This is a genomic window from Xanthomonas sp. WHRI 7065 (genome assembly GCF_040203115.2).
Classification (GTDB): domain Bacteria; phylum Pseudomonadota; class Gammaproteobacteria; order Xanthomonadales; family Xanthomonadaceae; genus Xanthomonas; species Xanthomonas arboricola.
In genome coordinates, this window is record NZ_CP168194.1 from 239,846 (window position 1) to 252,854 (window position 13,009).

Here is a 13,009-nt window from a genome sequence, read left to right on the forward strand (position 1 = left end):
GGGAAGCGTGTGAACCGCTTTAGAAATGTAGGGCGCACCCTACGCATCCGAAGGGTGAAGTTTGCCGCCATCGCCCCCATCATGTCTCCATCGACCCAACCCGATGGCGCCGCTGTGGAGATGCCGATGTTGTCCGACCCGATCATCGACCTTCTGACTTCCGGCGTGGCCGGGCTGGGCGTGTGGGGCATGCTGGCGGTGCTGCTGGTGTTCACCCAGCTGACCATCTTCGCGGTGACCTTGTACCTGCATCGCAGCCAGGCCCATCGCGGTGTGGACTTCCATCCGGTGGTGGCGCACTTCTTCCGCTTCTGGACCTGGCTGACCACCTCGATGATCACCCGCGAATGGGTGGCGATCCATCGCAAGCATCACGCCAAGGTCGAGACCGAGGAAGACCCGCACAGCCCGCAGACCAAGGGCATCAGCCAGGTGTTCTGGCGTGGCGTGGAGCTGTACCGCGAAGCGCGTGCGCAGCGTGCCGACATCGAGCAATACGGCAAGGGCGCGCCCACCGACTGGATCGAGCGGCATCTGTACACCCCGCATGCCAATGCCGGCCCGATCGCGTTGCTGGTGATCAACGCGGTGCTGTTCGGTTTGCCCGGCATCGCGCTGTGGGCGATCCAGATGGCGTGGATTCCGTTCTGGGCTGCCGGCGTGGTCAACGGCCTGGGCCACTGGTGGGGCTATCGCAATTTCGAGTCGGCCGACACCTCCACCAACCTGACGCCGTGGGCGCTGTGGATCGGTGGCGAAGAACTGCACAACAACCACCATGCGTTCCCGAGCTCGGCGCGGTTTTCGATGCGGCGCTGGGAGCTGGATATCGGCTGGGTCGCCATTCGCGGGCTGCAGGCGATCGGCCTGGCCAAGGTGCTGCGGGTGGCGCCGTCGCTGGACATCCGCCCCAACATCGCCGTGCCCGATGCCGACACGCTCAAGGCCCTGCTCTCGCATCGCTTCCAGGCGATGACCGATTACCAGCGCAATGTGTTCACCCCGGCGCTGCGCGAAGAGGCCGCGGCCACCGGCGCCAAGTTGCGGCAGCTGTTGCCGCGGCGGCTGCGCAAGGGCCTGGTCGATGACGGGCGTTGGCTCAAGCCCGATGCGCGCGCGCAACTGCAGCACTGGGTGGCCGAGCGCCCGCGCATGCGCACGCTGGTCGAGTACCGCGCACGCCTGACTGCAGTGCTGGAGGCGCGCAGCCACGATGCGTCCGAGCGGCTCAAGCACCTGCAGCAGTGGTGTCATGAGGCCGAAGCCAGCGGCAATGCCGCCCTACAGGCTTATGCGGCGCGGCTGAAGGGTTATGCGCTGAGTGGGTCGTAAGCATGGCGGCACGCGCACTGCTGTGCGTGTGCATGGATCGCATGGCTTGGTCGCGCGCGGCCTGCTGCTGGCGGGTGCCGTATGCGCTCCGGCTTTTCTTGCGCAAGCGCAGGCCCAGGTGCAGGACAGCCAGCAGTATCTGCAACGCATGGATACCGATGGCGATGGCCGGGTCAGCCGCGACGAATATCTGGCCTGGATGAGCTATGCCTTCGAGCAGCGCGACCTGGACCATGACGGCGTGCTGCAGGGCGATGAACTGCCTGGCCGACGCGGCAAACCGATCACCCGCGCCGCGCATCGCGCCACGCTGATCGAGCGCTTCGCGCGGCAGGATGCCAACGGCGACGGCTATCTGAGCGCGCGCGAGTTGCTGGCGCCGCCGCGCTGATGCCTACCTTCGCGCGCGTCTGACGCTGCGTTCGGCAAGCTCGAGCGCATGTTCACTCTCGACCAGGTCAGCCGGCGCTACGGCCAGGCCATTGCCCTCGACTCCGTCTCCCTGCAGTTCGCCAGCGGCATCACCACCGCCTTGATCGGCCCCAGCGGCGCCGGCAAGTCCACCGTGTTGCGGATGCTGGTGGGGCTGGAGTGGCCGGACAGCGGCACGGTCGCCTTCGATGGTGCGCCGCTGCAACGCGCCGGCCTGCAGGCGCAGCGCCAGCGCATCGGCTATGTGATCCAGGAAGGCGGGCTGTTTCCGCATCTGGATGCACGCAGCAATGTGGTGTTGCTGGCGCAGACGCTGGGCTGGACGCGGCAGCGCATCGACCAACGCCTGCAAACCCTGTGCGCGCTCTGCCAGCTGCCGCCGGAGCTGCTGGCGCGTTATCCGGCCGAGCTGTCCGGCGGTCAACGCCAGCGCGTGGGCTTGATCCGTGCGCTGATGCTGGATCCACCGGCCCTGCTGCTGGACGAGCCGCTGGGCGCGCTCGACCCGATCGTGCGTTACGACCTGCAGGCGCAGATGCGCGCGCTGTTCGCCCAGCTCGGCAAGACCGTGGTGCTGGTGACCCACGACGTCGCCGAAGCCGCCTACCTGGCCGACACCCTGGTGCTGATGCGGGCCGGCCAGGTGGTGCAGCAGGGCAGTGCACGCAGTTTGCTGGAACAGCCGGCCGATCCGTTCGTGCAGCGCTTTCTCACTGCGCAGCGCAGCATCGGCGACGCCGCATGATCGCGCGCGTGCTGCTCGCCGTGGCACTGCTGATCGCAAGCGTCGGTGCGCAGGCCGCGCAGGTGACGATCGGCTCGAAGAACTTCACCGAGGCCGTGCTGCTGGGCGAGATCGCCACCGCCGCCGGGCAGCGCGACGGCGTGGACGTGCAACACCGCGCGCAGCTCGGTGGCACGCGCATCCTGTGGCGCGCGCTGGAGACCGGGCAGATCGATGCGTACGCCGAATACACCGGCACGCTGGCGCAGGAACTGCTGCAGCTGCCCAAGGCCAGCCAGGCCGAACTGCGCGCCGCACTGGACGCGCGTGGGCTGGCGATGACCGACTCGCTCGGCTTCCAGAACACCTATGCCTTCGGCATGCGCGTCGAGCGCGCGCAGGCGCTTGGCATCGCCTCGATGTCGGATCTGGCACGGCATCCATCGCTCAAGATCGGGCTGAGCAACGAATTCATGCAGCGCGCTGATGGCTGGCCGGGCGTGCGCGCCGCCTATGCACTGCCGCAGACCGCGACCGGGCTGGATCACGATCTGGCCTATCGTGCGCTGCAGAGCGGAGCGATCGAGGTCACCGATCTGTACAGCACCGATGCGGAAATTCCGTATTACCGGCTGCAGGTGCTGCGCGACGACCGCCATTACTTTCCTGATTACCAGGCGGTATTCCTGTATCGCAAGGACCTGGCGCAGCGCTCACCGGCGATGCTCAAGGCATTGCAGGGGCTGCAGGGGCGCATCGACGAGGCGACCATGCAGCGGCTCAACGCACAGGTGAAGCTGGAGCGTCAGTCCGAGGCGGCGGTGGCTGCGCAGTGGCTGGGCGTTGCGCCGGCATCGGCAGCCGACTCGCGTGTGGCGCGTTTGCTACGGCATACGCGCGAGCATCTGGCCCTGGTCGGCATCTCGTTGGTCTTCGCCTTGCTGATCGCGTTGCCGCTGGGCGTGCTGGCGGCCCGGCGGCCGCGGCTCGGGCAGGTGGTGCTGTCGTTGACCGGCGTGCTGCAGACCTTGCCGTCGCTGGCAGTGTTCGTCTTCATGATTCCGTTGTTCGGCATCGGCGCCAAACCGGCGATTGCGGCGTTGTTTCTCTACAGCCTGCTGCCGATCGTGCGCAACACGCATGCCGGGCTGACCTCGATCCCGCGCGAGTTGCGCCAGACCGCCGAGGCGATCGGGCTGCCGGCATGGACGCGCCTGTGGCGGGTGGAACTGCCGCTGGCGCGTCGCACCATCGTGGCCGGCATCCAGACCGCGGCGGTGATCAACGTGGGCACCGCCACGCTGGGCGCGTTGATCGGCGCAGGCGGCTACGGCCAACCGATCCTCACCGGCATCCGCCTGGACGACATCGGCCTGATCCTGGAAGGTGCAATTCCTGCGGCGGTGCTCGCACTGATCGTGCAGGCGCTGTTCGAGGGCCTGGAGCGCTTGGTCACCCCGCGTGGGCTGCGCATCCGCCAGCGCGGCTGAGCCCGTAGGAGCGGACCCGGCCGCGACGGGGCTTAGCCGGTAACGCCCCGTCGCGGCCAGGTCCGCTCCTACGGTCACGCAGTTGGCAGCGCTGCGATCAGGGCTGAGAGCGCATCTTCGGTGACATTGAGGTGTGGCGCGATACGCAAACATCCGTGCCGGCGTGTGCAGATCGCGCCGCGCGCGCCGAACGCCGTCGCCACCGCATCCAGCCGGTTTGCTGGCGGCTGCAACGCGGTCAGATGCGCCGCGTGGGCGGGCGTGCACCAACTGCCCAGACCGCGTGCCTGCAGCGCCGCATCCCAGCGCGCGGTGAGCGCGCCCAGCGCCTGCGCGATGCGCGCCGGTTGCCAGGCAGCGACCTGCTGCAAGGCTACCGTCGCCATCGCAATCCGCAATGGATCGGCAACGCCGCCGGCATCGAACCGGCGCGCACCGCTGCGATAGGACGGCGCCTGGGCGACCGGAAATTCCCAGCTGCTGCCGGCATCGCGGCCGATCCAGTGTTCTTCGATCGGCACGCCGTGCGCCCGCCATTGCGGGGCCACCCACAGCCAGGCCAGCCCCATCGGCCCCAGCAGCCATTTGTGGCCGACGCTGACCACAAAGTCCGGCCGCCAGCGCGGCAGGTCGGTCGGTAGCACGCCCAGGCTCTGGCTCAGATCCAGCACCAGCGCCGCACCGCGTGCGTGCACCGCGGCGCTGATGCGGTCCAGATCGAGCTGTCGTCCATCCAGCCAATACGCATGCGGCAAGGTGACGATGCGCAATGCAGGTGTCTGGGCGATGGCCTGCAGCACCGCCGCGGTCAAGGCATCGCCACCGGCAGTGGACACCGCCACGATGTGCGCACCCACCTCGGCACAGCGGCGTTGCCAGATCAGCAGGTTCGAGGGGAACTGGCCTTCCAATAGCAGCACCGCCTCGCCGCGTTGCAGCGGCAGGTTGCGTGCGGCGGTCGCCAGGCCGTGCGCAGCCGAGGGCAGCATCGCCACGCCGTCGGCATCGTCGTCGAACAGGCCTGCAGCGAGCGTGCGCAAACGCTGGATGTCCTGCAGCCAGGCATCGAACGGCAGCTGCCACGGGGTGGCCAGCGCATCCACTGCCTGATGCGCGACCGCTTGCACCGCGCGCAGCAGCGGGCCGCGCGAGGCGGCATCCAGATAGGTGATGTCGGCAGGTAACGCAAATGCCTGCTGGCGGTGTTCCCATTCGACGGGCGCGGGGAGCAGGCTGGACAGAGAAAAAGAAGACATGGCGACAGCTTACCGCTGGCTGCCACGCTGCCGACACGGCGCGTTCACAGGCGCTCCTCAAGCATATGGCGATGTCTGCACTCTCATCTCTGCTGGGCCACCACCAGCAACAGCAGCTGACGCTGCTGGAACGCTACGCGCAGACCCGCGCGCTGAGCGATCGCCTCGCCGCACCCCTGAGCGCTGAAGACGCGATGGTGCAGAGCATGCCCGACGCCAGCCCCAGCAAGTGGCATCTGGCGCACACCACTTGGTTTTTCGAACGCTTCGTGCTGCAGGCCGATCCGGCCTACCGTGTGTTCGACCCGGCCTGGGATTTCCTGTTCAACAGCTACTACCAGAGCGTGGGCCCGATGCACGCGCGCGCGCGTCGCGGGGTGTTGTCGCGGCCGTCGCTGCAGCAGGTACGCGACTACCGGGCTGCGGTTGATACGCAGATGCAGCAGCGCCTGCGTGATGGGGTGTTGGATGCGCAGGCTTGCACCATCGTGCAGCTCGGCATCCAGCACGAGCAGCAGCACCAGGAATTGCTGTTGACCGATATCAAGCACGCGCTGTGGAGCAATCCGCTGCAGCCGGCGTACCGCGATGCGCCGGCACCGCCTGCCGCCGTCGCCAGCACGCTGCGCTGGCAGGCACGCGACGAACAGATCGTGGAGATCGGCGCGGCGGCATGGCCGCAGGCCGATGCCTTCGCCTACGACAACGAGTCGCCGCGCCACCGCGTGCTGGTCGGCGCGCATGCGTTGGCGCATCGGGTGGTCAGCAACGCCGAGTTCCAGCAGTTCATCGACGCCGGTGGCTACCGCAGTGCCGGTGCCTGGCTCAGCGATGGCTGGGCGATGGTGCAGGCGCAAGGCTGGCAGCACCCGCTGTATTGGGATGCGGACGGACGCGAATTCACTTTGGATGGCTGGCGCCCGCGCGATGCGCACGCGCCGGTATGCCACCTGAGCCTGTTCGAAGCCGATGCGTTCGCGCGCTGGGCCGGCGCGCGCCTGCCCACCGAAGCCGAGTGGGAACAGGCCGCCACCGGTGTGCCGGTGCAGGGCAATTTCGTCGATAGCGATGCCTTGCATCCGCGCGGCGCCGACGCGGTGGATACCGGCCTGCAGCAGTTGTTCGGCGATGTCTGGGAATGGACCGGCAGCGCCTACCTGCCATATCCCGGCTTTGCGCCGTGGCCCGGGTCGCTGGGCGAATACAACGGCAAATTCATGAATGCGCAATGGGTGCTGCGCGGTGGCAGCTGTGCCACGCCGGCCAGCCACGTCCGCGCCAGTTACCGCAACTTTTTTCCCTCCGATGCGCGTTGGCAGTTTGCCGGCGTGCGCCTTGCCAAGGATCTGCCTTGAACGCCGCCGCCCATGCCATGCAACGCGCGCACGCCGCGCTGACCGACCTGCGCCCGCAACCGGACGACATCACCGCCGATGCGCTGGCCGGCCTGTCGCAAACGCCCAAGACGCTGCCGTCCAAGTATTTCTACGATGCGCACGGCTCGCAGTTGTTCGAGGCGATCACCCGGCAGCCGGAGTACTACCTCACCGGCACCGAACTGGCGTTGCTGGAGGCCAGCATGGCCTCGATCGCGCAGGCGATCGGCGCTGGCGTGCACGTGGTCGAATACGGCAGCGGCAGTGGGCGCAAGACCGAATTGCTGCTGCAGGGCCTGCGCGATGTGGTGGCCTACACGCCGCTGGAAATCTCACGCACTGCCTTGCTTGAGAGCACCGCGCGGCTGGCGCAGCAGTTCCCGCAGATCCAGATGCTGCCGGTATGCACCGACTTCACCAAGCCGCTGCAGCTGCCGCAGGCGCAGCGCCCCGCGCGCCGGCATCTGGTGTTCTTCCCCGGTTCGACGCTGGGCAATTTCACCGATGATGCCGCCGTCGAGTTGCTCGATGCGATGCGCCAGACCATGGGTAGCGACGGGTGCGCCCTGATCGGCATCGATCTGGACAAGGATGCCGGCCTGATCGAGGCCGCCTACAACGATGCGGCCGGCGTCACTGCCGAGTTCACCCTGAATCTGCTGGCGCGGCTCAACCGCGAGATCGGCAGCGACTTCGACCTGGACGGCTTCCGCCACCACGCGGTGTATGCGCGCGAACGCGGCCGCATTGAAACCTTCCTGATCAGCCAGCGCGCCCAGCGCGTGCAGGTGGGCGGCAAGACATTCGAATTTGCCGAAGGCGAGGCGATGCAGGTCGAATACAGCTACAAGTACACCGACGCGCGTTTTGCCGAACTTGCCGCCGCTGCGGGGCTGAAAGTCACTCACGGCTGGAACGATGCCAAGGACTGGTTCGGCCTGCGCGTGTTGCGCCCGCTCTGAGTTCTGGCGTCTGGCGTGCAACGGATTGACGACGGGCAGATCGTCGCGACCATCCGCGCGCTGCTAACGCGCCGGCTGCCGGAGCAATCGATCTGCCCGTCCGAGGTTGCCCGCGCACTCAGCGATGACGAAATGCGCTGGCGCGCGCTGATGCCGCAGATCCGCAGCGTTGCCGCCGATCTGGCCGGCAGCGACGTGGTGCAGATCACCCAACGTGGCGAAGTGGTCGATGTGGGAACTGTGCGTGGCCCGGTTCGCCTGAGACGCGGCCGGCATTTCGAATGACGGGCGGGGCGCTGCATGCGCAGCACCGCTCGCGTGCGCTGCAGGGGCACCTTGGCTAGCCGATCGTGACGCCGGTAGCCCATCGCCCCAGCCGGCACTGACCGCCGTCATGCGGCAACGCGGTCAGTCGCCGCAGCAGCGGCCGTTGCGCGGCATCTGTGCCACGACCCACCAGCCCGTCACTGCCGCACCACCGGCAACGCCCCATCATCGGCGCGCAACGCTTTAACGCTGCAACGCCGATCCGCAGCCCTACGCCGCCTGCACCACATGCAAGGCTTTGGGATTGCGCCACTGCACCAGCAGCGCCGCTTCGCGTGCCTTGGCTTCTTCCAGATGCGCGTGCTTGATGTGCCCGTAGCCGCGGATATGTTCGGGAATGCTGGCGATCTGCGCGGCCAGGCCGACGTTGTCGGCATCCAGCCGTTGCAGCAGCGTGTCCACTGTTGCCACGTAATCGGCAATCAGCTGACGCTCGCCACGCCGTTCGGCGCTGTAGCCGAACACATCCAGCTTGCCGCCGCGCAGGAACTTCAGCCGCGCCAGCAGCTTGAAGGCAGTGAACATCCACGGCCCGTATTCGCGCTTGATCGCGTGGCCGTGCGCATCCTTCCTGGCCAACAGTGGCGGTGCCAGGTGGAAGCGCAGCGTGTAGTCGCCTTCGAACTGCTGCTGCAGCCGGCGCTGGAAGTCGCCACGCGTATACAGCCGCGCCACCTCGTATTCGTCCTTGTAGGCCATCAGCTTGAAGAAGTAACGCGCCACCGCCTCGCTCAATGCGCTGCTGCCGGGCGCCTGTTGCGCTTCGTGCGTGCGCACGCGCTCGACCAGGCTGCGATAGCGCTGTGCGTAGGCGGCATCCTGGTAGTCGGTCAGAAACGTCACGCGCCGCGCGATGGCTTCATCCAGCGACTGCGCCAGCTGCTCGTCGTCGAGCGGATGCGTGGGCGCATCGACATCGCCATGCAGCGTGTTGCCGTCGCCTTGCGCCAGCGTGTGCGGTGCGGTCTGCCCGCCAAGATCGTGTTCTTCCCAGCTGCCGGGTGCGCGCGCTGGCGGCGTATCGCCCTGGGCATGCGCACGCTCGCCACCCTTGCCCAACCCGGCCGCCTGCTGCACCGCCGGCAGGTCGATCGCGGCCAGGCGCCCCCACGCAAACGCCTGCTGGTTCATCGCTACCGCCGCGCCATTGAGCTCGATGGCGCGCATCAGTGCGGCATGCGACAACGGCACCAGCCCGTGTTGCCAGGCATAGCCAAGTACGAACAGGTTGCTGGCGATCGCATCGCCCAGCAGCGCCGTCGCCAGTTGCGTGGCATCCAGCAACAGCGGCTCCTGGCCGCCCAATGCGGTGCGCACGCCGGCAATGATCTCGGCGGCGGGAAACTGCAGATCCGGCTGGGTGGTGAAGTTGCCCGGCATCGCTTCGTAGGTGTTGAGCACCACCTGGGTACGGCCGTCGCGCACCTTGGACAGGGCCCAATAATCGTTGACCACCACCATGTCGCAGCCCAGCACCAGATCCGCTTCGCCGGCCGCGATGCGCACCGCGTGGATATCGGCCGGTCGGCGCGCGATGCGGATATGCGTGGTCACCGCGCCGCCCTTCTGCGCCAGGCCGGTCTGGTCCAGCACCGTGGCGCCCTTGCCTTCCAGGTGCCCGGCCATGCCGAGCAATGCGCCGATGGTCACCACGCCGGTACCGCCGACGCCGGTGATGAGGATGTTCCAGGGCTGTTGCAGCGTGGTGCGTTGCGGCGGCGCGGGCAGGTTGCCCAGCAAGGCGCTGGCATCGCGCTGTTGGCCCTTGCGCGGCGCACCGCCATACACGGTGACAAAGCTCGGGCAAAAGCCCGACACGCAGGAATAATCCTTGTTGCAATTGGATTGGTCGATCTGCCGCTTGCGGCCGAATTCGGTCTCCTTGGGCAGCACCGACACGCAGAAACTCTTCTCGCCGCAATCGCCGCAGCCTTCGCACACCAGCGAATTGATCATGACGCGCTTGGGCGGGTCGACCAGCTTGCCGCGCTTGCGGCGGCGGCGCTTTTCGGTGGCGCAGGTCTGGTCGTAGATCAGGATCGACACGCCCTTGATCGTGCGCAACTGCTGCTGCACTGCATCCAGTTCGCTGCGATCGTGGAACGCCACCTCGCTGGGGAAGCGCTCGCGCCGGCGCGTCCATTTGCCGATGTCGTCGCTGACCACCGCGATGGTGTGGATGCCTTCGGCGCGCAGCTGCTGCGCGATGTCCGGCACGGTGAGCGTGCCGTCCACCGGCTGGCCGCCGGTCATCGCCACCGCATCGTTGTAGAGGATCTTGTAGGTGATGTTGACGCCGCTGGCGACCGACTGCCGGATCGCCAGCGAGCCGCTGTGGAAATAGGTGCCGTCGCCCAGGTTCTGGAACACGTGCGGTGTTTCGGTGAACGGCGCCTGCCCCGACCAGGTCACGCCTTCGCCGCCCATATGGGTGAAGGTGTCGGTGGAGCGGTTCATCCAGGTCACCATGTAATGGCAACCGATGCCGCCCAGCGCCCGCGAGCCTTCCGGCACCGCGGTGGAGGTGTTGTGCGGGCAGCCGGAGCAGTAATGCGGCACGCGCGGAAACAGCGCGCGCGGTAAGGCCATTTCGGCCTCCTTGCTGTCCATCCAGCGTAGCCGCTGTTCGATCGACTCGGTCATCGCACTGGACGGCAGCGCAAAGCGCTGGATGCGCTTGCCGATCACCGCCGCGATCGTGGCCGGAGTCAACTCGCCGGTGGACGGCAGGATCCATTCGCCCTGCTCGTCGTACTTGCCGACGATGCTCGGCCGCGCACCGGCACTGGCCGGCCAGTTGTAGAACAGCTCCTTCATCTGGCGCTCGATGAAGGCCTTTTTCTCTTCCACCACCACGATGTCGTCGAGCCCGCGCGCGAACGCGCTGATACCCACCGGCTCCAGCGGCCAGGTCATGCCGACCTTGTACACGCGGATGCCGATCTGCGCGCAGGCCTGCGCATCCAGGCCCAAATATTCCAGCGCCTGCAGCACGTCCAGATAGCTCTTGCCGGTGGTGACGATGCCCAGCCGCGCATGCGGCGAATCCAGCACCATCTTGTCGATCTGGTTGGCGCGTGCAAAGGCCTGTGCGGCGGCGATCGCATAGCGGTGCAGGCGCATTTCCTGATCCACCGGCGGGTCCGGCCAGCGGATGCTCAGGCCGCCCGGCGGTAGCGCAAAGTCCTCCGGCAACACGATGCTGCGTGCGAACGGATCCACATCCACCGAGGCCGACGACTCCACCGTCTCGGCAATGGTCTTGAAGCCGACCCAGCGCCCGGTATAGCGGCTCATCGCCCAACCGAGCAGGCCCATGTCCAGGATGTCCTGCACCCCGGCCGGGTTGAGGATCGGCATCATCGCGCTGACGAATTCTTCTTCCGAACCGTGCGGCAGGGTGGAGCTGCGGCAGGCATGGTCGTCGGCGGCCAGTGCCAGCACGCCGCCATACGGCGAGGTGCCGGCGGCGTTGCCATGCTTGAACACATCGCCGCTGCGGTCCACGCCCGGGCCCTTGCCGTACCACATGCCGTAGACGCCCTGCACCTTGGCACCGGGGAACAGGTTGGTCTGCTGGGTGCCCCAGACCATGGTGGCGGCCAGGTCTTCGTTGAGGCCGGGGGTGAAGGTCACCCTGGCCGCGTCCAGATGCTTGCGCGCACGCCACAGCTCCAGGTCGAAACCGCCCAGCGGGCTGCCGCGATAGCCGCTGATGAAGCCGGCAGTCGCAAGCCCGGCGGCGTCATCGCGCAGGCGTTGCATCAACGGCAGCCGCACCAGCGCCTGCACACCGGACAAGTAGATGCGCCCATCGGCACGCGTGTACTTGTGCTCCAGCGTGTAATCCGCATCCACCTGGCCGAGCTCCGGCGTGTTGGCAGAGTCGGGAGAAGAGAGTGCAGCAGTACTGGTCATGGCGTGCCCGGAAAGGGTGGCTGGGACCCGGTGCGTGTCATCTGAAACCAATGACCCGCCCGACGGATTCCAAAACGGCGGTGCAAAGTGTAACAGTCGCTCTTCACGCGCCCGTTGCATGCGGATGCACAGCCGTCGCGCTGCGGTTACGATGGGGACGGGAAGGGTCGTTTGCTGTCAGGGGATAAAGCCAGTGAAAAGGAAATACGCATGGGCCGCGATGTTGGCCCTGCTCGGGGGCGTGTGGTCGATGGCGCAGGCGCAGAACCTGCCCAAGCCCAAGGAGTTCTATTTCGACGAAGATCGCGGCACCACCAAGGCCGTGGTCGCGGTGCAGGGGCAGGGCGATGCGGTGGTCGACCGCCTGGCGGCGATGGTGCAGCGTGACGCCCGTGCGGCTGAACCGCGCGCGCAGCTCGCCTCGCTGGCCTATGCCGGTGGACGCACGCAGTTGGGCGACGAGCTCTACCAGGGCGCCCTGGGGCTGGTCTCCAACGGCAGCCAGCAATACCGTGCCATCACCTGGAACTACGGCTGGGATCTGCTGCGCGCCGACCAGCCTGACAAGGCCTTGCAGCAGTGGGCCAGCCTGGCCAACGGCCGTCCGGCCGCGCCGGCCTGGTTGCCGACCACCGCCGCCCTGGCGCTATGGCGCACCGGGCGTAAGCAGGAAGCGGTCGAGTGGTACGCCGCTGCAGTGCGCACCTGGCCGGATCGCTGGAGCAGCACCGCCAGCTACGCCACCTTGCTGCCGGATTGGCGCGAGGCCGAACGCGCCAGCCTGGCCGAGGTCTTTGCGGCATGGCAGGCCAACCCGCCTGCGTTTCCGTAACTCGACTGCGGGCGCGCTGCAGAAAGCCCCGTAGCGCGTCGCTATGCATCACGTCGCACGTCGTCTTGCGGCCGGCGCCAGCGGGCAACGCGGCCACGCTCCAAGTCGATTGCTTCGGATGTCGTGCTTCGAAGGATTGGTCAGCGCTGATGGATCAGTTGTAGAGCGGATGATCTGCGGCTTTGTTGCAGGGCCCTTGCCCGCTCACCATCGCAGGACACGCCGCAAGTACGTCCCTGTAGGCTCTTACGCGGCATCCATGCCGCGTAAGGTCCCGCGACGGTGAGCGGGCAAGGACCTGTCGAGATGGTCGGTCTTTTGAAGCAGCCGCCCGTGCGATAGCTCAATCGTAGAGCGGTT

The 13,009-nt window shown here is 67.3% G+C and carries 10 protein-coding genes; 8 read left to right on the plus strand and 2 right to left on the minus strand.

The window, feature by feature from the left end; all coding sequences use genetic code 11:
- Positions 1-126: 126 nt before the first annotated feature.
- The 4 genes from ABQY64_RS00970 to ABQY64_RS00985 are packed head-to-tail and all read left to right on the plus strand — an operon-like array spanning position 127 to position 3,978.
- Positions 127-1,332 (plus strand): acyl-CoA desaturase, encoded by a 1,206-nt coding sequence (locus ABQY64_RS00970; RefSeq protein ID WP_016901218.1) that lies wholly within the window; start codon positions 127-129, stop codon positions 1,330-1,332.
- Positions 1,333-1,378: 46 nt separating this feature from the next.
- Positions 1,379-1,723 (plus strand): calcium-dependent protein kinase 21, encoded by a 345-nt coding sequence (locus ABQY64_RS00975; protein WP_065048191.1) that lies wholly within the window; start codon positions 1,379-1,381, stop codon positions 1,721-1,723.
- Between the two features lie 48 nt (positions 1,724-1,771).
- Entirely contained in the window at positions 1,772-2,509 is a 738-nt protein-coding gene (locus ABQY64_RS00980) for an ATP-binding cassette domain-containing protein (RefSeq protein WP_024939502.1), read from the plus strand.
- The gene (locus tag ABQY64_RS00985) at positions 2,506-3,978 is read left to right on the plus strand and encodes a glycine betaine ABC transporter substrate-binding protein (RefSeq protein WP_349779660.1); all 1,473 of its coding nucleotides are present in this window, start codon (positions 2,506-2,508) and stop codon (positions 3,976-3,978) included. Before ABQY64_RS00980 ends, ABQY64_RS00985 begins: the two co-directional genes overlap by 4 nt.
- Positions 3,979-4,052: 74 nt before the next feature.
- On the opposite strand, the gene ABQY64_RS00990 is transcribed toward ABQY64_RS00985, so the two are convergent.
- Positions 4,053-5,234, minus strand: a complete 1,182-nt coding sequence (locus tag ABQY64_RS00990) for an aminotransferase class V-fold PLP-dependent enzyme (protein WP_126968450.1) — start codon at positions 5,232-5,234, stop codon at positions 4,053-4,055.
- Positions 5,235-5,299: 65 nt separating this feature from the next.
- Here ABQY64_RS00990 and egtB point away from each other — a divergent pair, with 65 nt between their 5' ends.
- The 3 genes from egtB to ABQY64_RS01005 are packed head-to-tail and all read left to right on the plus strand — an operon-like array spanning position 5,300 to position 7,857.
- Positions 5,300-6,589 carry an ergothioneine biosynthesis protein EgtB gene (egtB, locus tag ABQY64_RS00995; RefSeq protein WP_164739548.1) on the plus strand — a complete coding sequence of 430 codons (1,290 nt, stop codon included), beginning with the start codon at positions 5,300-5,302 and terminating at the stop codon, positions 6,587-6,589.
- Complete coding sequence (gene egtD, locus ABQY64_RS01000; RefSeq protein ID WP_349779661.1) at positions 6,586-7,572, plus strand: L-histidine N(alpha)-methyltransferase; 987 nt, start codon at positions 6,586-6,588, stop codon at positions 7,570-7,572. The genes egtB and egtD overlap by 4 nt, the downstream gene beginning before the upstream one ends.
- Positions 7,573-7,587: 15 nt before the next feature.
- On the plus strand, positions 7,588-7,857 hold the full coding sequence (locus ABQY64_RS01005; protein ID WP_349779662.1) for a DUF3253 domain-containing protein: 270 nt from the start codon (positions 7,588-7,590) through the stop codon (positions 7,855-7,857).
- Between the two features lie 252 nt (positions 7,858-8,109).
- Here ABQY64_RS01005 and ABQY64_RS01010 read toward each other — a convergent pair whose 3' ends face one another.
- On the minus strand, positions 8,110-11,817 hold the full coding sequence (locus ABQY64_RS01010; RefSeq protein WP_349779663.1) for an indolepyruvate ferredoxin oxidoreductase family protein: 3,708 nt from the start codon (positions 11,815-11,817) through the stop codon (positions 8,110-8,112).
- 193 nt (positions 11,818-12,010) lie between these two features.
- Here ABQY64_RS01010 and ABQY64_RS01015 point away from each other — a divergent pair, with 193 nt between their 5' ends.
- Positions 12,011-12,649, plus strand: a complete 639-nt coding sequence (locus ABQY64_RS01015; protein WP_039517757.1) for a M48 family metallopeptidase — start codon at positions 12,011-12,013, stop codon at positions 12,647-12,649.
- Positions 12,650-13,009 lie beyond the last annotated feature (360 nt).